Origin of the sequence: Ideonella livida (assembly GCF_010499455.1) — a bacterium.
Classification (GTDB): Bacteria; Pseudomonadota; Gammaproteobacteria; order Burkholderiales; family Burkholderiaceae_C; genus Ideonella; species Ideonella livida.
On the sequence record NZ_JAAGOH010000011.1, the window covers coordinates 80,246 to 100,388 of the forward strand.

General features: G+C 66.0%; 20 protein-coding genes. 5 read left to right on the forward strand and 15 right to left on the reverse strand.

Going from position 1 to position 20,143, the window contains the following annotated elements; translation table 11 throughout:
- Positions 1-107 precede the first annotated feature (107 nt).
- The 11 genes from trmD to murJ all read right to left on the reverse strand — a co-directional run bounded on the left by trmD (position 108) and on the right by murJ (position 10,177).
- The gene (gene trmD / locus G3A44_RS10925) at positions 108-866 is read right to left on the reverse strand and encodes a tRNA (guanosine(37)-N1)-methyltransferase TrmD (RefSeq protein ID WP_163457555.1); all 759 of its coding nucleotides are present in this window, start codon (positions 864-866) and stop codon (positions 108-110) included.
- A gap of 115 nt (positions 867-981) precedes the next feature.
- Positions 982-1,617: a ribosome maturation factor RimM gene (gene rimM / locus G3A44_RS10930; RefSeq protein ID WP_375138649.1), complete on the reverse strand. Its 636-nt coding sequence runs from the start codon at positions 1,615-1,617 to the stop codon at positions 982-984.
- A 13-nt stretch (positions 1,618-1,630) separates the two neighbouring features.
- On the reverse strand, positions 1,631-1,897 hold the full coding sequence (gene rpsP, locus G3A44_RS10935) for a 30S ribosomal protein S16 (protein ID WP_163457556.1): 267 nt from the start codon (positions 1,895-1,897) through the stop codon (positions 1,631-1,633).
- 217 nt (positions 1,898-2,114) lie between these two features.
- On the reverse strand, positions 2,115-3,128 hold the full coding sequence (locus G3A44_RS10940; protein ID WP_163457557.1) for an inorganic phosphate transporter: 1,014 nt from the start codon (positions 3,126-3,128) through the stop codon (positions 2,115-2,117).
- 19 nt (positions 3,129-3,147) lie between these two features.
- Positions 3,148-3,795: a DUF47 domain-containing protein gene (locus G3A44_RS10945; RefSeq protein WP_163457558.1), complete on the reverse strand. Its 648-nt coding sequence runs from the start codon at positions 3,793-3,795 to the stop codon at positions 3,148-3,150.
- A 225-nt stretch (positions 3,796-4,020) separates the two neighbouring features.
- Positions 4,021-4,518, reverse strand: a complete 498-nt coding sequence (folK, locus tag G3A44_RS10950) for a 2-amino-4-hydroxy-6-hydroxymethyldihydropteridine diphosphokinase (protein ID WP_163457559.1) — start codon at positions 4,516-4,518, stop codon at positions 4,021-4,023.
- Positions 4,515-6,125: a polynucleotide adenylyltransferase PcnB gene (gene pcnB / locus G3A44_RS10955; RefSeq protein ID WP_163457560.1), complete on the reverse strand. Its 1,611-nt coding sequence runs from the start codon at positions 6,123-6,125 to the stop codon at positions 4,515-4,517. The genes folK and pcnB overlap by 4 nt, the downstream gene beginning before the upstream one ends.
- The gene (locus G3A44_RS10960) at positions 6,122-6,796 is read right to left on the reverse strand and encodes a histidinol-phosphatase (protein WP_163457561.1); all 675 of its coding nucleotides are present in this window, start codon (positions 6,794-6,796) and stop codon (positions 6,122-6,124) included. The genes pcnB and G3A44_RS10960 overlap by 4 nt, the downstream gene beginning before the upstream one ends.
- Before the next feature lie 2 nt (positions 6,797-6,798).
- Positions 6,799-7,467 (reverse strand): HdaA/DnaA family protein, encoded by a 669-nt coding sequence (locus tag G3A44_RS10965; RefSeq protein WP_163457562.1) that lies wholly within the window; start codon positions 7,465-7,467, stop codon positions 6,799-6,801.
- The gene (locus G3A44_RS10970; RefSeq protein ID WP_163457563.1) at positions 7,464-8,525 is read right to left on the reverse strand and encodes an AI-2E family transporter; all 1,062 of its coding nucleotides are present in this window, start codon (positions 8,523-8,525) and stop codon (positions 7,464-7,466) included. The genes G3A44_RS10965 and G3A44_RS10970 overlap by 4 nt, the downstream gene beginning before the upstream one ends.
- Before the next feature lie 95 nt (positions 8,526-8,620).
- Complete coding sequence (murJ, locus tag G3A44_RS10975; protein WP_163457564.1) at positions 8,621-10,177, reverse strand: murein biosynthesis integral membrane protein MurJ; 1,557 nt, start codon at positions 10,175-10,177, stop codon at positions 8,621-8,623.
- A gap of 163 nt (positions 10,178-10,340) precedes the next feature.
- On the opposite strand from murJ, the gene rpsT reads away from it, so the two are divergent.
- On the forward strand, positions 10,341-10,637 hold the full coding sequence (rpsT, locus tag G3A44_RS10980; RefSeq protein WP_163457565.1) for a 30S ribosomal protein S20: 297 nt from the start codon (positions 10,341-10,343) through the stop codon (positions 10,635-10,637).
- Positions 10,638-10,889: 252 nt separating this feature from the next.
- On the opposite strand, the gene G3A44_RS10985 is transcribed toward rpsT, so the two are convergent.
- Positions 10,890-11,228: a DUF3579 domain-containing protein gene (locus tag G3A44_RS10985; RefSeq protein ID WP_163457566.1), complete on the reverse strand. Its 339-nt coding sequence runs from the start codon at positions 11,226-11,228 to the stop codon at positions 10,890-10,892.
- A gap of 305 nt (positions 11,229-11,533) precedes the next feature.
- On the opposite strand from G3A44_RS10985, the gene G3A44_RS10990 reads away from it, so the two are divergent.
- From G3A44_RS10990 to G3A44_RS11005, 4 genes are all read left to right on the forward strand, one after another.
- Positions 11,534-12,730 (forward strand): aspartate aminotransferase family protein, encoded by a 1,197-nt coding sequence (locus G3A44_RS10990; RefSeq protein WP_163457567.1) that lies wholly within the window; start codon positions 11,534-11,536, stop codon positions 12,728-12,730.
- Complete coding sequence (gene argF / locus G3A44_RS10995; protein WP_163457568.1) at positions 12,727-13,689, forward strand: ornithine carbamoyltransferase; 963 nt, start codon at positions 12,727-12,729, stop codon at positions 13,687-13,689. The genes G3A44_RS10990 and argF overlap by 4 nt, the downstream gene beginning before the upstream one ends.
- A gap of 122 nt (positions 13,690-13,811) precedes the next feature.
- Positions 13,812-14,555: a metallophosphoesterase family protein gene (locus tag G3A44_RS11000; RefSeq protein ID WP_163457569.1), complete on the forward strand. Its 744-nt coding sequence runs from the start codon at positions 13,812-13,814 to the stop codon at positions 14,553-14,555.
- Positions 14,545-16,050 carry a bifunctional serine/threonine-protein kinase/universal stress protein gene (locus G3A44_RS11005; protein WP_163457570.1) on the forward strand — a complete coding sequence of 502 codons (1,506 nt, stop codon included), beginning with the start codon at positions 14,545-14,547 and terminating at the stop codon, positions 16,048-16,050. Before G3A44_RS11000 ends, G3A44_RS11005 begins: the two co-directional genes overlap by 11 nt.
- A 119-nt stretch (positions 16,051-16,169) precedes the next feature.
- Here G3A44_RS11005 and G3A44_RS11010 read toward each other — a convergent pair whose 3' ends face one another.
- From G3A44_RS11010 to msrA, 3 genes are all read right to left on the reverse strand, one after another.
- Positions 16,170-16,844, reverse strand: a complete 675-nt coding sequence (locus G3A44_RS11010) for a choice-of-anchor E domain-containing protein (protein WP_163457612.1) — start codon at positions 16,842-16,844, stop codon at positions 16,170-16,172.
- 205 nt (positions 16,845-17,049) lie between these two features.
- The gene (locus G3A44_RS11015; RefSeq protein ID WP_163457571.1) at positions 17,050-19,281 is read right to left on the reverse strand and encodes an NADP-dependent isocitrate dehydrogenase; all 2,232 of its coding nucleotides are present in this window, start codon (positions 19,279-19,281) and stop codon (positions 17,050-17,052) included.
- Between the two features lie 223 nt (positions 19,282-19,504).
- Positions 19,505-20,101: a peptide-methionine (S)-S-oxide reductase MsrA gene (msrA, locus tag G3A44_RS11020; protein WP_163457572.1), complete on the reverse strand. Its 597-nt coding sequence runs from the start codon at positions 20,099-20,101 to the stop codon at positions 19,505-19,507.
- Positions 20,102-20,143 lie beyond the last annotated feature (42 nt).

The following is a 20,143-nucleotide window of genomic DNA, read 5'->3' on the forward strand; positions in this document are numbered from 1 at the left end:
TTGGTATCTTGAAAGACACACCGGCCAGTCACCTGCCTGAGGGTTTGCGCAGCCCACTGGGTGGCCCGCGACTTGTCCCGGCAGAGGATCGAATCGCGCATTCTAGCTCAAGCCAGTGACTTCAAGAACTGCTCGTCCGCCTTGCTCAACAGACCCGCTGCCCGCGCCGCCACGATCAGGTCCGGACGCCGCGCCTGGGTCAGGGCCAAGGAGCGCTCCCGCCTCCAGCGGGCAATGGCCGCGTGATGACCCGACAGCAGCACGGCTGGCACCGGCCAAGGCTGGCCCTGCTCGTCGACCAACACTTCAGGACGACTGTAGTGGGGACAGTCCAGCAACCCGTTCTCGAAACTGTCCTCGAGGTGGGAGCGCGCATCGGAAAGCACGCCTTCCTGCAGGCGGGCCACACCATCGAGCAGCGCCAGGGCCGGCAACTCGCCGCCAGAGAGCACAAAATCCCCCAGGCTCAGTTCCAGATCCACATGCCGGTCCAGCACGCGCTGGTCGATACCCTCATAGCGGCCACACAGCAGAATCGCCCCCGGACCGGCCGCCATCTCGCGCATCAGGGCCTGGTCCATGCGCCGCCCCGTGGGGCTGAAATGGACCACAGGCCGGGTCGGCTCGTTTTGGCTGGCGGCTCGGACAGCCCTCAGGGCCCGCTCCAGGGGCTCTGCCAGCATCACCATGCCGGGGCCACCGCCATACGGACGGTCATCGACCCGGCGGTAGTTGTCCTCGGCATGCTCACGCAAGGGCCACAGGTGCAGCTGTATGCGCCCGCTGTCGTAGGCTCGACGGTTGATGCCCTGCTGCAGGAAGGGCGTGAAGAGGTCGGGGAAGAGGGTGAGGATGTCAAAACGCACGGGACCTCCGGACTGAAGGGCAGGCGATCGGCCTCCGGTGGCCCTGACGGGCCGACCGCACGGCATGCGGCCCTCAAAGACAGGGCCGCCTGCGAGCAGGCGCGCCCCCGTCAGCTCAATAGTCCAGGCCCCAGTCCACCACGATGCGGCGGGCAGGCAGGTCCACCCGGTCGACGTAGGCCTCGACAAAGGGGACAAGGCGCTCATCGGCGCCGCCTTCAGGCGCGTCGGCACGGGCGCGGATGCGCAGCACACAATGCGGCCCGGTGTCCAGCAGGTCGGCCACCACCCCCAGCACCTCGTCTTGGCGGTTGACGACGGTCAGGCCGATCAGGTCCACCCAGTAGTACTCGCCATCGGTGGGCGTAGGGAAACTGCCGCGCGCCACGAACACGCGGGTGCCCTTGAGGGCCTCAGCCGCACTGCGGTCAGGCACGTCCTGCGCTTGCGCCACCACGACCTCGCCATGCGCCTTGGCATGGGTGATCTTGAGCAGTCGGGGGCCGGCGGGCACGCCGGGTGTTGGCGCCGGCACAACGCCGGCACGGGTCGGGGCAGCCGGTGGCTGGAGGAACCAGCGCCGTGAAGAGAAAAGCGCCTTGGGGTCGGCTGAAAAGGGTTGGACTTTGAAGCCGCCCTTGATGCCCCAGGCGTCGACGATGCGGCCGACCTCGACCGCATCGTCAGGCCACACGGTCACCTCGTCAAGCTGCTGCCAAAGGGTCAGCGCCGCGGATGCCGTCGTGGTCATGGGCGCGCAATACTCAGGCAGCAGCGGCCGGCACGACCTGAGCCTTGGCCTGGGCGATCAGGCGCAGAGCGGTGTCAGACGGCTGAGCGCCGCTGTCGATCCAGTAGGTCACGCGGTCCAGCGCCACGCGCAGGCCTTCGGCCTGGCCCTTGGCCATCGGGTTGTAGAAGCCCACGCGCTCGATGAAGCGGCCATCACGGCGCTCACGGGAGTCGGAGACGACGATGTTGTAGAAAGGGCGCTTCTTGGAGCCGCCGCGGGACAGACGAATCACGACCATGATCGATCCTTGCAGAATTTGTAAAGTGACCTGTCACGGCTGGAGACACTCAGCGCAACCCGGCCGGCTTGGGTGGCGCCTGCACGAGGCCGGCGCCATCCGGTTGGAGGGTCTTCCGGCTGGTTAGATACACCCCGCACCAACATGCAGGGCCGCAACCGGAACCCACGATTATAGAGTGCCGCCGCAGGCTTTCACCAGCAGCCGCGTTACCGGGTCAATCAAACAACACGGTACTGAGCCAGTAGAACATGGCCGCCACAAAGGCCGACGCCGGGATGGTGAAGATCCAGGCCCATACGATGTTGCCTGCCAGACCCCAGCGAACCGCCGAAGGGTTGCGCACCGACCCCACCCCGACGATGGCGCCGGTGATGGTGTGGGTGGTGGACACCGGGATGCCCAAGCTGGTGGCCAGGAAGAGGGTCATCGCCCCTCCGGTCTCGGCGCAGAAGCCGCCCACGGGCTTGAGCTTGGTCAGGCGCTGGCCCATGGTCTTGACGATCCGCCAGCCGCCGAACATGGTGCCGGCGCCGATGGCCAGGTAGCAGCTCCAGATCACCCAGCTCGGCGGGGCCTTGGCATCCACCGTCATGTAGCCGGCCGCCACCAGCAGCATCCAGATGATGCCGATGGTCTTCTGGGCGTCGTTGCCGCCATGGCCCAGCGAGTACAGGCCGGCGGACACCAGCTGCAGTCGACGGAACCAGCGGTCCACCCGAATGGGCGAGGTGCGCCGGAAGACCCAGGCCACCAGCACCATCATGAGCGACCCCAGGACAAAGCCAAGGAACGGCGACACGAAGATGAACACCACCGTCTTGAGGATGCCCGCGCCAATCAGCTTGGACACGCCGGCCTTGGCCATGACCGCGCCGATGATGCCGCCGATCAGGGCGTGCGAGCTTGACGACGGAATGCCGTACCACCAGGTGATCACATTCCAGGTGATGGCACCGATCAGGGCACCAAACACCACGTGGTGATCCACGATGCCCGGCTCGACGATGCCCTTGCCGATCATGCTCGCCACCTTGAGCTGGAAGATGGCGATAGCGATGACGTTGAAGAAGGCCGCGAACAGCACCGCCTGCTGCGGCTTGAGCACGCCAGTGGAGACGACGGTGGCAATGGAGTTGGCCGCGTCGTGGAAGCCGTTCATGAAGTCGAAGGCCAGCGCCAGCACCACCAGCATGGCCACGACCCAGAACGCGATGGAAGCTGTTTCCATGCTCTAGGCTCCGCCGCGGTCAGGAGTTCTCGAGGACGATGCCCTCGATCAGGTTGGCCACGTCCTCGCAGCGGTCGGAGATGGTCTCCAGGTGCTCATAGATCGCCTTGAGCTTGATCAACTCGCGGGTGTCGGCCTCTTCGCGGAACAGGCGCGACATGGCGCTGCGCATGACGCGGTCGGCATCGGACTCCAGGCGGTCGATTTCTTCGCAGGTCTTGAGGGCCGCCTCGGTGATCTCGGGGACGTTGAGCTTGGGCAACAGGGTCACGGCGTGTTGCACACGCTCGCAGCACTTCAGCGAGATTTCGCACAGGCGCACGACGTCCTCGGTCACATGCTGCACGTCGTACAGCGCCATGACTTCGCTGGAGTCCTGCAGCAGGTCCAGGATGTCGTCCATGGAATTGATCAGGCCGTGGATCTGCTCGCGGTCCAGCGGCGTGATGAAGGTGCGGTGCAGCAGGCGGTTGACCTCGGCGGTCACCTTGTCCGCGCTGTGCTCGGCGGCGTCCACCTCAGAGGCGAACTTCTCGCGCTGGACCTTGTCCTCGTAGTTCTGGACCATGGACATGAAGGATCGGGCACCTGCCACGATGTACTGGCCATGCTCGTTGAACAGCTCGAAGAAATTGCCATCCTTGGGCAACAGCTTGCCGAAGATCATCAGGGTCTCCTGCCAGGCACTGCGGCCCTGGCGTTCAAACAATCACGCCCCCGGGGAGGCACGGGGGCGTCTCGGACGCCACCCTGGCGGGTGGCGTATGGCGGCGGGCGTCAGCCTGCAACCGCTCGGCTTGAGACGGGGCGCAGCCGCGCGTCCGGATGGATCCACACGGTCGTCACGCCGACGTCATCTTCGTATTGTAACTACCCCGACCGGCCATCGGTTTCAGGCCAGGCACAGGATGTTCTGGTCCGCCACCGCGGGCAGGTAGGCGTCCAGCCGGCCCAGACCCGGCGCCTGCAGGGTCGGGTCCAGACTGAGCAGCGGCACCAGCACAAAGGCACGCTCGGCCAGCCGCGGGTGCGGCAAAGTCAGCTCCACGGTGTTCAGAACCTGCTGGCCATGCATCAGCAGGTCCAGGTCCAGGGTCCGGGGTGCGTTCGGATACGGGCGCTCACGACCATGGTCCAGCTCGATGCGCTGCAGCGCGTGCAGCAGCGCCAACGACGGCAAGGTGGTGCGGATCCGCGCCACGGCATTGAGGTAGTCCGGCCCGCCGGCGCCTACCGGCGCTGTGCGATAAAAGGCCGAGGCCTGAAGCTGGTCGACCCCCGGCAAGCGCCGAAGGGCCTGGAGTGCCGCCTCCAGCGTGGCCCGGGCATCCCCCAGATTGGCCCCTAAGCCGATCCAGGCCGGCTGCACCTCGGGCGCTGCAGCGGTCATGCCGCAGGACCGGTGTCGCCGCCGCCCTGCCCTGCGGCCGTCGACTCCACGCGGGCGCCGGCCGGCTTGCGGCGGCGGCGACGGCGCTTGCGTGCCGGCGCTTCGCCGCCGTCGGCAGACGGCGCCTCGGCATCGGCATCCGCGTCCTCTGGCTCGTCACCGCCCTCGCCTGCGGGGCGCACCGCCGCATCGCGGACGGCCTCCCGGGCCGGCCGCCGGGTGCGCGGGGCCTGCTCCCGCACCGCTTCCACCAGGGCCTCGCGCTCACCCTCATCACCCAGCGAGAAGTCTTCCCACCATTCGGCCAAGTCAGCCAGGCCGGACTCGGCATCCGCCCGCAGGCGCAGGAAGTCGTAGCCGGCCCGGAAACGCGGCTGCTCGACCAGGGTGTAGGGCGATCGGCCACCGCGGCGCTCGAAGCGGGGCTGCATCATCCAGATGTCCCGCATGTCGGCGGCCAACTTGCCGCGACCGGAAATGTCCCCGATGCGGGCATCGAAGACCGCGTCGATGGCCTGGGACAGCGCCGGCGTGGCGGGCTCTCCCTGGGCACGGCGCTGCTCCCAGCCCTGCAGCACGTCATGCCACAGCAAGCAGGCCAGCAGGAAGCTTGGGGCAACGGCCTTGCCTTCCTGGACCCGGCGGTCGGTGTCCTGCAGCGCCAGCAGGATGAACTTCCAGCGGTCGCTGCCTTCAGGCGCCTGCGCCAGCACGGCATCCAGCACCGGAAACACGCCGCGGTCCAGCCCGTGGACCTTGAGCTGCGCCACGCTGGCCACAGCATGGCCGGTCTGCAGCAGCTTGACCATCTCATCAAAGAGACGGGAGGCCGGCACGTTGGCCAGCAAACTGGACATGGCACGGATGGGCTGCTGCGTACGGGCATCGATGGTGAAGCCCAGCTTGGCGGCAAAGCGCACTACACGCAGGATGCGCACGGGGTCCTCGCGATAGCGGGTCTCCGGGTCGCCGATCATGCGCAACACTTGGCCCTTGGCATCCTTCAGACCTTGGTGATAGTCGATCACGGTCTGGGTGCGGGGGTCGTAGTACATGGCGTTGACGGTGAAGTCACGCCGGGCGGCGTCCTCGATCTGGGGACCCCAGACGTTGTCACGCAGCACCCGGCCGCTGGCATCGACCGCATGCTGCTTGTGGGCGATGGCGGACTTGGCGGTCTTTTCGTTGCCCTGCACCGGTTCGGCCGCGGCGGGATCCAGGTAGGCGCGGAAGGTGGAGACTTCGATGACCTCGTGGTCGCGCCCGCGGCCGTGGATCACGTGCACGATCTGGAAGCGACGACCGATGATGAACGCGCGACGGAACAGGGCCTTGACCTGCTCCGGCGTGGCGTTGGTGGCCACGTCGAAGTCCTTGGGACGACGTCCGACCAGCAGGTCGCGGACCGCCCCGCCGACGATGTAAGCCTCATAGCCTGCATCCTGCAGGGTGGTGACCACCTTGACCGCACGGTCATCGAGCAGACGCGGATTGATGCCGTGCTCTGCCACGGGCACTTCCACGCGCTGGCCCAGGGGAATGCGGACGGGCGCGGGGGTCTGGGCGGCGTCCTTGCCCAGGAGCTTATTGATGAACTTGCGAATCATGGTGTGTCGAACAGGTTCAGGACCTGCCATCCGCGCTCGGCCGCGATGCGGGCCAGCGCAGGAGAGGGGTTGGTGGCCACCGGCGTGCGCACCACTTCAAGCAGCGGCAGGTCGTTGGTGGAATCGCTGTAGAAGTGGACATCCCCGAAGTCATCCAGCGTGCGTCCCTGGTCAGCCAGCCAAGCCTTGACCCGTGCGATCTTCCCGGCCTGGAAGGTAGGCACACCGCGGATGCTGCCGCTGAACAGGCCATTCTCGGTGCGTTCCAGCTCCACAGCCAGCAGGGTCTGCACCCCGAAGGCGTCGGCGATGGGGCGGGTGACGAACTCATTGGTGGCCGTGACGATGGCCACCAGATCACCCGCGCGCTGGTGGCGCGCCACCAGCGCGCGGGCCTGGGGCTGGATCATCGGGAGGATCACCTCGCTCATGTAGCGCTCGCGTGCGGCCAGGGCCTGCTCCAGAGGCCGTTGACGCCAGACGGCGGTGGCGAACTCAATGTAGTCGGCCAACACCAGCGTGCCCGCCATGTAGTGCGCATAGAACTCGTCGTTGCGGGCACGCCAGGCGGCCCCATCGGCCCAGCCGATGTCCACCATGAACTGCCCAAAGGCATGGTCGGAGTCGCCTGGAAGCAGGGTGCCGTCCAGGTCAAACAGGGCGAGATTCATCCTCAAGGTCCTTCTTCGGCCAGCATCCGGCGCAGCAGCGGCACAGTCATCGCGCGCCCCTCAGCCAGGGAGAAACGCTCCAGGCGCCTGACCAGGGCCTGCAGGCTGGCCAGGTCGCGCGCATGGTGGGTGAACAAGTGGTCAAGCAGTTCGGTCGGCAGGCTCAGGCCCTGCCTCAGGGCGTCACGTTGCAACACCTGCCGCATCTGGGCCTCGGACAGCGGGTGCACGGCGTACACGGGCCCCCAGCCCAAGCGGGTGCGCAGGTCCTCACGCACCGGCAGATCCACCGGCGGCATCCGCCCCGCCGACACCATCTGCACGCCATGGGCGGCCGCCTCGATGAAGAGGGTGAAGGCGGCGTGCTGGTGATCGGGATCCAGACGCTCGGCGCCATCCAGCACGATCAGGGCCAGGCCAGGGCTGACCTCCCAGGGCAGTCCCTGCCGGGCGTCAAACCAGGCCGCACGGCCACCGGCGAGCTGGACCTCGTTGACCAGGGCCGACAGCAGATACGTCTTACCGACGCCCGCAGGCCCCCACAGGTATACCGGCGGTCCCGGCCACGCGAGGTCACGCAAGCCATGCAGCACTTCGGCATTGGCCCCAAGCACGAAGTCCGACAGCCGCGGGGACTCCTCGAACGCGATGGGCAGTGGCAGCTGTTTCATCCCTGGTACAGACGGCTCGACAGATACATGCAGGTCAGCCGGCGCCAGGCCACCAGGGCAACGGCCGACACGGGCAGCGCCACGAGGACGCCAACAAATCCCAGAAGATGGCCAAAGGCCATCAGGGCGAAGATCACTGCCAGCGGACTCAGGCCGACGCGCTCGCCCACCAGACGGGGCGTGAGCACAAAACTCTCCAGCAACTGGCCCAGCCCATAAACCACCGCCACCGACAGCAGGCCGTACCAGCCGCCGAACTGCAGCAGGCCCGCCATCAGGGCCAGCAGCAACCCGAGGCCGAAACCCACATACGGGATGAAGACCGCCAGCCCGGTGAACACCCCTACCGGCAGCGCCAAGTCAAAACCCGCCAGGGCCAGACCTGAGGTGTAGAAGGCTGACAGGGCCAGCATCACCATGAGCTGGCCGCGCAGGTACTGGCCTAACACCTCATCGGCTTCCGCCAGAAAACTGTCCACCGCCTGGCGGTGCCGCGGCGGGATCAACCCCAACCAGCGTGCCACCAACCGCGGCCAGTCCATCAGCAGGAAGAACAGCACCACGGGCACCAAAAAGAGATTGCCCAGCAGTGCCAACAACAGGCTGCCCCCCAGACGCACCGAACTCAGCACCGTGGCCAGCCACTCCTCGAGGTTGCCATCCAGGGCCTTGAGCACCAGGGCCTTGAGCGATGCCACGTCCAGTCGCACCTGAACCCCCCAGGCAGCCAACACGGGCTGCAGCTGCGTGCCCATGCGCTCGACCAACAGTGGCACCTGCTGGCGCAGCAGCGGCAACTCCTTGGACAGGATGGGGACCACCAGCAGCAGCAACGCGGCCAGCACCAGCAGGGCCAGCACAACCACGCCCACAACGGCCAGCACCCTGGGCACACGCCGGTGGACCAGCCGCTCCACCGCGGGATGCAGCACATAAGCCAACACCGCTGCGACCACAAAGGGCGCCATCACCGGTGCCAACAGCCAGATGAGCGTGACCAGCACCAGCGCGATGGCCAGCCAGCCCAGGGACTGGCGCTGGGTCGGGGTCAGGTTCATCGAAATTCTCCCAGGGGTGCGCCACGCAGCGTCGGCCTTCCCGGCGCCACGGCCCCGAATTCTAGGAGCGCCCCTGACATGCGCCGCCGACCGCCTCAGCCCCGGCGCGCGAACTGCCGCAGGTTCACACCCAGCAGCCGCAGCACACCAAAGTAGGCCAGCGCCGCCACCAGCAACACCGCCGCCAGCAAACCGGCGCGCCAGCCCCACCGGGCCTGCAGACCGATCCAGTCCACCGCCTGCGCGGCCCAGAACAGCCAGCCCCCCAGCACGGCATTGGCAACCGCCAGCCGCAGCAGGAAACCCGCCCAGCCAGGCGTGGGCACCAACACCCCCAGACGCCGCAGGCCCAGATAGAGCCAGCCGGCATTGACCATGGCCCCCAGGCCGATGGAGAGGGTAAGGCCCGCATGCCCCAGCCAGGGTACGAAGGCGAGGTTCATCAGTTGGGTGGCGGCCAGCACCACGATGGAGATGCGCACCGGGGTGCGCAGATCTTGACGGGCATAGAAACCGGGAGCCAGCACCTTGATGGCCACCAGCCCGAGCAGGCCACAGCCATAGCCCTGCAAAGCCAGGGCACTCATGGCCACGGATTCCGCGGTGAAGCGGCCGTAGTGGAAGAGCACGGTCAGCAAGGGCTGGGCAAACAGCAGGCAGGCCAGCATGCAGGGTGCTGCCAGCAGCATGACCAACCGCAACCCCCAGTCCAGGTGGCCGGAATAGCCCTCCCGGTCACCTTTCGCCTGCAGGGCGGTGAGACCAGGAATGAGGACCACCCCCAGGGCCACCCCCAGCAGCGCGGTGGGGAACTCCATCAGACGCTCGGCGTAGAACATCCAGGAGACGGCGCCGGGGCCCAGGTGAGAGGCGATCTGGCTGTTGATGAGCAGCGACAGCTGCGCGACCGAGACCCCGAGCAGGGCGGGCGCCATGTGTCCCAGCACCCGGTGGACGCCCTCGTGGCGCCATGCCGCTCGCACGGCCGCCGGAGACAGCCCGATGCGGGGCAGGCAACCGATGCGGCGCAGCGCCGGCACCTGCAGCGACAGTTGCAGGACGCCCCCCAGCAGCACCCCCGCCGAAAGGGCATGAATGGGCGCGATGCCCCAAGCCTGAAGGCCGGGAGCCAGCGCCGCTGCGCACAGGATCATGGCCACATTCAGCAGCACCGGCGTGGCCGCCGGAATGGCGAAACGCTTCCAAGTATTCAGGATGCCCGCCGACAAGGCCACCAGGGACATGAAACCGATGTAGGGGAACATCCAGCGCGTCATCAGCACGGCCAGGTCCAGCTCCTGCAGGCCGGCGCCAAACAGCCAGACCACCACAGGCGCCCCCACGATGCCCACCGCGCAGGTCAGCAGAAGCGCCCAGACCAGCACGGTGGCCACCGCATGGATCAGCGCGCGGGTGGCGTCGTCCCCCTTCTCAGCACGAGTGGCCGCCAAGATGGGCACAAAGGCTGAGGAGAATGCCCCTTCCGCAAACAGCCGCCGCAACAGGTTAGGGATGCGGAAGGCGACGTTGAAGGCGTCGGTCAAGGCGCTGGCCCCGAACTGGGCGGCAATGATCTGGTCGCGCACCAAGCCCGTCACCCGCGACAACAGGGTCCAGAGCGAGACGGTGGAAGCGGCCTTGAGCAGGTTCATGCAGGAGCGGGGTCGGGCCCGCTGCCGGGGAGCAGGCCGGCACCGGCAGGTCAAAAAGGGACAGATTATAGGAAGGCTGCGGCAGGCCCGTCCCTGCTGCCTTGCCGTCGCCTTTTGCACATGCTATACTCGACGGTCTTTTCCACCTGGACCCAATACAAGCATGGCAACCTCTTCCAAAGCCAAGAAGCGCACCGTGCGCCTGGCCTCGGGCCGCAAGCGCGCCCGCCAGGACGTCAAGCTCAACGCGGCCAATTCGTCGCTGCGCTCGAAGTTCCGCACCTCGATCAAGAACGTCCTGAAGGCCGTGGCCTCGGGCGACAAGAGCAAGGCCACCGATCTGTTCAAGACGGCCCAAGGCGTGATCGACTCGATCGCCGACAAGGGCATCTTCCACAAGAACAAGGCTGCTCGCCACAAGAGCCGCCTGTCGGCCAAGATCAAGGCGCTGGCTGCCTGATAAGCCGTTCCGGGTGGTAAAAGGGCTCGCGATCGCGGGCCCTTTTTCATTCTCAAGCCTCCGCGCAGCAGCCGGAGCTTCTTGCACGCCACATTCCTGACCGACGCCCTGCGGCCAGCTCCTCAGCGGTCTGAGTGGAGCCCCGCCCTCCGGCAGGAATGAAGGCGATCCTCAGCGGAACTGAGGCCGGCATCCTGCCGCTCCCCCAGCGCCCGCCGACTGCCACCCCGTCACGAGGCGGCACCCAGCGCCTCAGGCGGCGCCACGCCCTTCGCCCGGCCCTTCGGGCAGCAGGCAGGCTTCCGTCACCTGGAGGCCGTTGTCCCGCGCGAAATTCATCACGAAGTCCCACGCCATGGGCTCGATGTCGCGCAAGCGCTCGTTGACGATCACGCACTTCACCCCGTTGATGACCCGCGGCACACAGTAAGGCGAGTAGCCGATGTAAGCCCCGATGCCCCCCTTGACGCCGCCCGGGCGGAAGCAGGACATGGCACCCGCCAGCCGCTCCGCCCAGTCGCTCGGACGGAAGGTGCGCCCTTCCTTGGTCAGGCCCTGGATGAAGACTTCACGCGGCTTGGAGGCAGACATGTACGGCAGCGATGGCGGAACGCAAGAACAACAGGACCACGGCATGACGCCGTGCGCATCGTCAATGCCTCGATCCGTGTTTCAGATGGCGACAAAGCGGTGCGTATTGTGCCTTCTCCCTGCTGCACCGCAGCACGAACCGCAGCACAGCCTAGGGCCACCCCGGCGTTTTCGGCCGACTTGCCCCAGGCCTTAGAATTTGTTAGGGCTGACCGCGCGGCTCACCGCGGGGTCAGCTCTTTTCTTTTCGTGTCCAGCCACCGGCCGGGCACGCCCCTGACTTGATGACCCACCGGAGTCTTTGGATGACTGCCTCGATGCCCCATGTGATGAACACCTATGGCCGACTGCCGATCGCGCTGTCGCACGGCCAGGGCTGCCACGTCTGGGATACCGAGGGCCGACGTTATTTGGACGGCTTGGGCGGCATCGCCGTCAACACCCTGGGCCACAACCACCCCAAGCTGGTCCCAGCCCTGCAGGAGCAGATCAGCCGCCTGATCCACGCCTCCAACTACTACGAGAGCCCGCTGCAGGAGGCCCTTGCCCAGCAGCTTTGTGCACTGTCGGGGCTGTCCTCGGCCTTCTTCTGCTCCACCGGCCTGGAGGCCAACGAAGCGGCATTGAAGCTGGCCCGCAAGTTTGGCCATGACAAGGGCATCGAGCGGCCTGAGGTCATCGTCTTCGAAAAGGCTTTCCATGGACGATCGATCGCCACCCTGAGCGCCACAGGCAACCCCAAGGTACAGGCTGGATTCGGCCCCCTGGTTGAAGGCTTTGTGCGTGTACCGCTCAACGATGCGCAAGCCCTGCGCGAGGTGGCGCGCCAGCGCCCCAACGTGGTGGCGGTCTTCCTGGAGACCATCCAGGGCGAAGGCGGCATCCATACGGCCCGCTGGGATTACCTGCGTGAGGTGCGGCAGATCTGCGACCAGCAGAACTGGCTGCTGATGCTTGACGAGGTCCAGTGCGGCGTGGGCCGCACCGGCAAATGGTTCGCCCACCAATGGGCGGGCGTGCTGCCGGACGTCATGCCCCTGGCCAAGGGACTGGGCTCTGGCGTCCCCATCGGGGCGGTGGTCGTGGGCGAGAAGGCCCGCCACATCTTCGGCCCTGGCAACCATGGCACGACCTTCGGCGGCAATCCACTGTCGATGCGCGCTGGCCTGGAAACCCTGCGCATCATGCAGGAGGACGGCGTAATGGAAAACGCAGCCCGTGTGGGCACCCACCTCAAGGCCGGCCTGCAGTCGGCCCTGGCGGGCACCGCCGGTGTGCTTGAGGTGCGCGGCGAAGGCCTGATGCTCGGCATCGAGCTTGATCGTCCTTGCGGTGTGATCCTGACCCGCGCCATGGAAGCGGGGCTGCTGCTCTCGGTCACGGCTGACAGCGTGGTGCGTCTGGTGCCCCCCTTGATCCTGACCATGGCCGAAGCCGACGAGATCATCGGCATCCTGGTGCCCGTCATCCAGCAATTCCTCGCCGAAACCCCTGCCGCATGAAACCGGGATACAGCCTCATGAAGCACTACCTCCAGTTCAAGGATTTCCGGGCCGAGGAGTACGCCTACCTGTTCGAGCGCGCCCGCATCATCAAGAGCCGCTTCAAGAACTACGAGCGCTACACCCCCCTGAGCGACCGCACCCTGGCCATGATCTTCGAGAAGGCCAGCACCCGCACCCGCGTCAGCTTCGAGGCGGGCATGTACCAGATGGGCGGCTCGGTGGTGCACCTGACCACCGGGGACAGCCAGCTCGGCCGCTCTGAGCCCATCGAGGACAGCGCCCGCGTCATCAGCCGCATGGTTGACCTGGTGATGATCCGCACCTTCGGCCAGGACAAACTCAACCGCTTCGCCGCCCACAGCCGCGTGCCGGTGATCAATGGCCTGACCAACGAGTTCCACCCCTGCCAGATCCTGGCCGATCTGTTCACCTACCTGGAACACCGCGCGCCGGTGGGCGCCAAGGGCTATGACCTGGACTGCCTCAAGGGCAAGGTGGTGGCCTGGGTGGGCGACGGCAACAACATGGCCAACACCTGGCTGCAGGCTGCCGAGATCCTGGGCTTCACGGTGCATGTCAGCACGCCAAGCGGCTACGAGGTGGATGCCAAGGTCGCCGGCATCTCCAACCCAGATTGCTTCAAGGTCTTCAAGAACCCGCTGGACGCCTGCCGCGGCGCCCACCTGGTGACCACCGATGTATGGACCAGCATGGGCTACGAGGCGGAAAACGAAGCCCGCCTCAAGGCCTTTGCCGACTGGTGCGTGGATGCCGAGATGATGGCTGCCGCACAGCCAGACGCCCTGTTCATGCACTGCCTGCCTGCCCACCGGGGTGAGGAGGTCACGGCCGAGGTGATCGACGGCCCGCAGTCGGTGGTGTGGGATGAGGCCGAGAACCGCATGCATGTGCAGAAGGCACTCATGGAGTACCTGCTGCTGGGACGCATTGGCTGAACGCCACGCCGCCGGCGCCGCACCAGCCCGCCACACCGGGGGACGCCCAAGCGCCACCGCCGGACGGACAGGCTATCGTCAGGCGGGCGGCGCATGCTCGCCACGAGGAGACAAGACAAGACATGAAGCTCGCGCTCATCACCGACCTGCACGCCAACCGAGAGGCCGTGCAGGCCGTGCTGGACCACGCCCGCCAACAGGGTGTCCAGCGCTACGCCTTCCTGGGTGACTATGTCGGTTACGGTGCAGACCCCGGCTGGGTCATCGACACCGTGCGCCAGTATGTCCAGGACGGCGCCATCGCCGTGGGTGGCAACCATGACGCTGGCGTCGTGCAGGGCGCCTCGCCGCAGATGCGACCCGAGGCGCGTCAGGTCATCGAATGGACCCGGGCACAGCTCAACGACGAGCAGGCCCGGTTCCTCACCCAGGTGCCGCTGTCAAGGACCGAGAACGACATGCTGTTCGTGCATGCCAACGCCTTTGCCCCCGCGGAATGGGAGTACATCCAGGGGCGTATCGAGGCGGTACGCAGCCTGCACGCCACCACCTGCCACTACACCTTCTGCGGGCACATGCATGAGCCCAAGCTGTTCCACCTCTCGGGCACTGGCAAGGCGGGCGATTTCGTGCCCACGCCGGGCGTGGCCATCCCCATCCCACCGCACCGGCAGTGGCTGGTGGTGCCGGGCTCGGCCGGGCAGCCGCGCGACGGCAACCCCGCCGCGTGCTATGCGATCTTCAACATCGCCGAACAGACGCTGACCTTCCAGCGCGTGCCCTACGACCATGAACTCGCGGCCGACAAGATCCGTCGCGCCGGACTGCCTGAGCGCCTGGCGGCGAGGTTGGCCCATGGACAGTAGCGGCTCCTTCGGCCAAGGCCGGGACGATGTCCCCGCCCCCGAGTGCGGTCAGCGCCCCCTGGAGATAGGCCAGGTCATTGACCGGTTCCGGCTGGAGGAGCGTCTGCATCAGGGCGGCATGGCCGGGCTCTGGCGCGTGACCCGGGTCGATGAGCAGGGGCTCGCCACGAGCGTGGGTGACATGCCCCTGATCATGAAGGTGCCGCGCATCAAGGGTGGCGAGGATCCCGCCACGATCGTGGGCTTTGAGGTGGAGCGCATGATCATGCCCACCCTGTCGGGACCGCATGTGCCACGCTTCGTGGCGAAGGGCGACTTCACCCGGCAGCCCTACATCGTGATGGAGCACATTCCCGGGCAGACCCTGCGCCCGCGCCTGGATGAGGCCCCCCTGGCCCTGGACGAGGTCATCGAGATCGGGATCCGGGTGGCCACCGCCCTGCATGACCTGCATCGCCAGCATGTGGTCCACTTGGACATCAAGCCCAGCAACATCCTGATGCGTCCTGACGGGACAGCCGTGCTGGTGGATTTCGGCCTGTCCCGGCACGACCATCTGCCCGATCTGCTGGACGAGGAGTTCACCCTCCCCATGGGGACCGGCCCCTACATGTCGCCGGAGCAGGTTCAGTTCGTGCGGAATGACCCCCGCAGCGACTTGTTCGCGCTGGGGGTGATGCTCTACCACTTCACCACCGGTGAACGGCCTTTCGGTGCGCCCACCTCGGTGCAAGGACTGCGCAAGCGCCTCTACCTGGACCCCGTACCCCCACGCCAGCTGCGGCCCGACTGCCCCCCCTGGCTCCAGGAAGTGATTCTGAAATGCCTGGAGGTCAAGCCGGAGAATCGGTACCAGAGCGCCGCCCAGCTGGGCCTGGCGCTCCAAGACCCGAGCCAGGTGCCGCTGACCAAGCGGGCAGAGCGCCTGCAGCGCAGCAGCGCCCTCTCTCGCGCCAAGCGCTGGTTCTTCGCTCTGGGCTCCGAGCCCGACGCGCGGCCGCAGCTGAGCGTGGCAGACCTGGTGCACCGCAGCCCGATCATCATGGCCGCGGTGGATGTGGAAGGGGCTTCGGAGCAGCTGCTCAAGCAGCTGCGCGAAACCGTGCGACGCCTGGTCCTGACCGAGCCCGGCGCACGCCTGGCCTGCGTGAGCGTGATGAAGACCGCACGCATCGGCATGGACGAACTGGTCGACAAGTCCGGGCAAAGCGTGCACGTCAAGCAGCTCGTCCACCTCAAGCACTGGGCGCGCCCCATCAGCAAGGCCCTCAATCTGGAAGAGGGTCGACTGACCTTCCATGTGCTGGAAGCACCGGATCCGGCCACCGCCATCGTGGAGTTTGCCAAGCGCACCCATGTCGACCACATCGTCATGGGCGCCCGGGGGCAGTCTGCCTTACGGCGCTACCTGGGCAGCGTGTCCTCCCAGGTGGTGGCGGAGTCCGATTGCACGGTGACCGTGGTGCGGGCCGGCACCGAAGGCACCACCGTCTGACGACACCGGTCATCCAGGCGCAGCGCGTGGCTTGCCAACCGCCCCGACAACACGAAGCGCCATGAAAAAAGCCGCCCTTGGGCGGCTCTTTGCTAGGGCTGGAGCCCGTGCGGGGGGATTCAGCCCTGGATGCGGCGACGGCGGGCCACAGCACCCACAGCGGCCAGACCGGCCAGCAGCATGGCGTAGCTCTCGGGTTCCGGCACAGCCGAGGTCGGCGTGTAGTTGTACACGATGGTCATCGTGCCGCCGGCATTGCTGACGAAGTTCGTCTGGTTGTCACCACCCGACATGGTCAGCGACTGGGTCTTGGTGGCTTGGGCCATGAAGCTACCGGTGCCACCACCCAGAGCTTGGTAGCTGGTGAGACCTGACGTCAGAGTGACGGAATCCGCCACGTTGACAGCCGAAGTGCTGAACGTGTGCGTGGTGTTACCTGCCACCTGCACCAACGAGCCAACATTCAGCACTTGGCTGGATGCGGAATCAAAGAAACCAGTGCTCGCACCAATCAGGTTGACGGTGGCATTAGCCGTGCCGCTGATGACAAACACATCATTACTCGTGGTCGCCTTCACGGCGAAAGTGCCCGCGTTGAACGAGAAGTTGTACGAGATGGCGACCGACGTCAGAGTACCCAGCGACGAATCGAACAGCGCAAAATTCTCAGTGTCTTGGTACGTGGTGGTGCCGCTGGCAAAAGTCAGCGTTTGGCTGGAGGTGGCCGCACCCGCAGCCAAAGAGAAGCCCAGAGCAGCCATCGCCACACCGGTCTTGAGGAAAGAAGTCTTCATGCGTTTCTCCTGACAAGAGATGAACCGATGGTTGCAGCGCCGGACCGCTTGGCGAGGGACCCATCCCACCCCACGCAAGCCAAAATAATCCGATTGCGGGCGAGTATCTCAAGAACCCCAAGGTTTCACAAGACGTTACACCTAGGGATCTTGAAGCTCCCCCTAAGCTGCAGAGGGGCGGGCTGCGCCCCTCTTCCTTAACAGCTTAGACCTGCGCCAGCAGCGCGTTGAAGGTTGCGCTCGGACGCATCACGGCCTCCAGCTTGGCGGTGTCGGGCATGTAGTAGCCACCGATGTCCACCGGCTTGCCCTGCACGGCCGCCAGCTCTTCCACGATGCGCGCCTCGTTGTCGGCCAGCGACTTGGCCAGCGGAGCGAACGCTGCGGCCAGCTCGGCGTCGTCGGCTTGGTTGGCCAGTTCCTGCGCCCAGTACAGCGACAGGTAGAACTGGCTGCCGCGGTTGTCGAGCTCGCCGGTCTTGGGCGACGGCGACTTGCGCTGATCGAGCAGCTTGCCCGTGGCAGCGTCCAGGGCCTTGGCCAGCAGCTTGGCACGGGCATTGCCGTTCTTGATGCCAAGCTCCTCCAGGGACACCGCCAGCGCCAAGAACTCACCCAGTGAGTCCCAACGCAGGTGGTTCTCCTCGACCAGCTGCTGCACATGCTTCGGGGCCGAGCCACCAGCGCCCGTCTCGTACATGCCGCCACCGGCCATCAGCGGCACGATCGACAGCATCTTGGCGCTGGTACCCAGCTCCATGATCGGGAACAGGTCGGTGAGGTAGTCGCGCAGGATGTTGCCGGTGGCGCTGATGGTGTCCAGGCCACGGACGACGCGTTCCAGCGTGTATCGCATGGCTCGCACCTGGCTCATGATCTGGATGTCCAGGCCGTTGGTGTCATGCTCGTGCAGGTACATCTTGACCTTGCGGATCAGCTGCGCTTCGTGCGGACGGTAGCTGTCCAGCCAGAAGACCACCGGCATGCCGCTGTTGCGGGCGCGGTTGACGGCCAGCTTGACCCAGTCGCGGATGGCGGCGTCCTTGACCTGGCACATGCGCCAGATGTCGCCTTCCTCGACGTTCTGGCTCAGCAGCACCTCGCCGGTCTCGATGTCGGTGATGTTGGCGACACCGTCTTCCGGGATCTCGAAGGTCTTGTCGTGCGAGCCGTACTCTTCAGCCTGCTGGGCCATCAGGCCGACGTTGGGCACCGTGCCCATGGTCTTCGGGTCGAAGTTGCCATGCCACTTGCAGAAGTTGATCATCTCCTGGTAGATGCGGGCGAAGGTCGACTCCGGCATCACGGCCTTGGCGTCCTTCAGGCGGCCGTCGGCGCCGTACATCTTGCCGCCGGCGCGGATCATGGCCGGCATCGACGCATCGACGATCACGTCATTGGGCGAGTGGAAGTTGGTGATGCCCTTGGCCGAGTCGACCATCGCCAGCTCGGGGCGGTGCTCGTGGCAGGCGTGCAGGTCGCGCTTGATCTCGTCACGCAGCGAGGCCGGAAGCTTCTCGATCTTGGTGTAGAGATCGACCATGCCGTTGTTGACGTTGACGCCCAGGTCCTTGAAGGTTTGGGCGTGCTTGGCGAAGGCGTCCTTGTAGAAGATCTTGACGCAGTGGCCGAAGACGATCGGGTGGGACACCTTCATCATCGTGGCCTTCACGTGCAGCGAGAACATGACGCCGGTCTTGCGGGCGTCTTCGATCTCGCGCTCGTAGAAGTCCAGCAAGGCCTTCTTGCTCATGAACATGCTGTCGATCACCTCACGGTCGAGCAGCGAGACCTTTTCCTTCAGGACGATGGTCTTGCCCGACTTGGTGATCAGCTCCATCTTGACGTCGCGCGCCTTGTCCAGCGTCATCGACTTCTCACCATGGTAGAAGTCGCCGTGGTGCATGTGCGAGACGTGGGTGCGCGAGGCTTGGCTCCAATCGCCCATGCTGTGCGGGTTCTTGCGGGCGTATTCCTTGACGGCCTTGGGGGCGCGGCGGTCAGAGTTGCCTTCACGCAGGACAGGATTCACAGCAGAGCCGGTGCACTTGGAGTAGCGCGCCTTGATGGCTTGCTCTTCTGCGGTGGCCGGATTCTCCGGATAGTCGGGAATGGCGAAGCCCTTGCCCTGCAGTTCCTTGATCGCAGCCTTCAGCTGGGCGATGGAGGCGCTGATGTTGGGCAGCTTGATGATGTTGGCGTGGGGGCGCAGCGTGAGCTTGCCCAAAGACGCCAGGTAGTCGGGCACCCGCTGCTCTTCCGTCAGGCACTCCGGAAATGCGGCCAGGATACGGCCGGCCACGGAGATGTCGGCGGTATCGACTTGGACGCCCGCCGACTTGGCGAAGGTCCGGATGATGGGCAGGAAGGACGCCGTCGCCAGCAGCGGCGCCTCGTCGGTCAGGGTGTAGATGATGGTGGGCTGCTGGTCACTCATGCATGTCTCCGGAACAGGGGGGCGAAACAAGGGTTATGAAGGGACAGCCGGCAGACGGTTCTCCGTCCGTCCGGCGCGAGCAAGGGTGCATGATTTTCATTGCCCGGGCCTGACCGGCCAACGTCTTCTTGAAGTGGAATTTCACCATGCGGAAATTTGAGGGCTGCACGGGCACTTTTTTTCACCCCTGAGCCACTAAACCGGCGGCTCAACCCGGGTGCCCTTAAGGCCCGGGTCGCACCAGGCGCGCCATGGCGGCCTGAAATTTGTGGACTTTGGGGGCAACGACCCAGGCGCAATAGCCTTGATGCGGATGTCTGGCGAAGTAGTGTTGGTGCTCCGGCTCCGCAGGCCACCAGCTGCGCAGCGGCGCCTGCTCGGTGACGGGCGTCCCCCCTCCGGCTGCACTCAGGTTGACACTCAGCTCGGCCACCACGGACTCAATCACCTGACGCTGCGACTCGTGATGCCAGTAGATGCCGGACCGGTATTGGGTGCCAACGTCGTGCCCCTGACGGTTGAGGGTCGTGGGGTCATGGATGAGGAAGAAGACCTCCAGGAGCTCCCGCAGGCTGACCCGCCGGGGATCGAACTGCAGGCGGACCACCTCGGCATGGCCCGTCTGGCCGCTGCAGACCTGCTCGTACGTCGGATGGGAGATGTGTCCATTGGCATAGCCCGACGTGCAGGAGATCACGCCCACGCACTGCTCGAACACCGCCTCCAGGCACCAGAAGCAGCCGCCGGCCAAGGTGATGGTCTCGACAGCGCGGGGGCTGTCTGCGGGTGGGGACGAGGGTGAAGCGTGGTGCGTATCCATTCAGGCATCTCCAGCAGGTGGACAAGGAGCACTTCCAAGGGG

Coding starts and splice junctions, on each gene's coding strand:
- G3A44_RS10945 (WP_163457558.1), bottom strand. CDS start 3,795: ATGATCTTCGGCAAGCTGTTGCCCAAGGATGGCAATTTCTTCGAGCTG.
- G3A44_RS10940 (WP_163457557.1), bottom strand. CDS start 3,128: ATGGAAACAGCTTCCATCGCGTTCTGGGTCGTGGCCATGCTGGTGGTG.
- pcnB (WP_163457560.1), bottom strand. CDS start 6,125: ATGATTCGCAAGTTCATCAATAAGCTCCTGGGCAAGGACGCCGCCCAG.
- G3A44_RS10985 (WP_163457566.1), bottom strand. CDS start 11,228: ATGTCTGCCTCCAAGCCGCGTGAAGTCTTCATCCAGGGCCTGACCAAG.
- msrA (WP_163457572.1), bottom strand. CDS start 20,101: ATGGATACGCACCACGCTTCACCCTCGTCCCCACCCGCAGACAGCCCC.
- rpsT (WP_163457565.1), top strand. CDS start 10,341: ATGGCAACCTCTTCCAAAGCCAAGAAGCGCACCGTGCGCCTGGCCTCG.
- G3A44_RS10960 (WP_163457561.1), bottom strand. CDS start 6,796: ATGAATCTCGCCCTGTTTGACCTGGACGGCACCCTGCTTCCAGGCGAC.
- rimM (WP_375138649.1), bottom strand. CDS start 1,617: ATGACCACGACGGCATCCGCGGCGCTGACCCTTTGGCAGCAGCTTGAC.
- G3A44_RS11015 (WP_163457571.1), bottom strand. CDS start 19,281: ATGAGTGACCAGCAGCCCACCATCATCTACACCCTGACCGACGAGGCG.
- argF (WP_163457568.1), top strand. CDS start 12,727: ATGAAACCGGGATACAGCCTCATGAAGCACTACCTCCAGTTCAAGGAT.
- G3A44_RS10990 (WP_163457567.1), top strand. CDS start 11,534: ATGACTGCCTCGATGCCCCATGTGATGAACACCTATGGCCGACTGCCG.
- folK (WP_163457559.1), bottom strand. CDS start 4,518: ATGACCGCTGCAGCGCCCGAGGTGCAGCCGGCCTGGATCGGCTTAGGG.
- G3A44_RS10965 (WP_163457562.1), bottom strand. CDS start 7,467: ATGAAACAGCTGCCACTGCCCATCGCGTTCGAGGAGTCCCCGCGGCTG.
- murJ (WP_163457564.1), bottom strand. CDS start 10,177: ATGAACCTGCTCAAGGCCGCTTCCACCGTCTCGCTCTGGACCCTGTTG.
- G3A44_RS10970 (WP_163457563.1), bottom strand. CDS start 8,525: ATGAACCTGACCCCGACCCAGCGCCAGTCCCTGGGCTGGCTGGCCATC.
- rpsP (WP_163457556.1), bottom strand. CDS start 1,897: ATGGTCGTGATTCGTCTGTCCCGCGGCGGCTCCAAGAAGCGCCCTTTC.
- G3A44_RS11005 (WP_163457570.1), top strand. CDS start 14,545: ATGGACAGTAGCGGCTCCTTCGGCCAAGGCCGGGACGATGTCCCCGCC.
- G3A44_RS11000 (WP_163457569.1), top strand. CDS start 13,812: ATGAAGCTCGCGCTCATCACCGACCTGCACGCCAACCGAGAGGCCGTG.
- G3A44_RS11010 (WP_163457612.1), bottom strand. CDS start 16,844: ATGAAGACTTCTTTCCTCAAGACCGGTGTGGCGATGGCTGCTCTGGGC.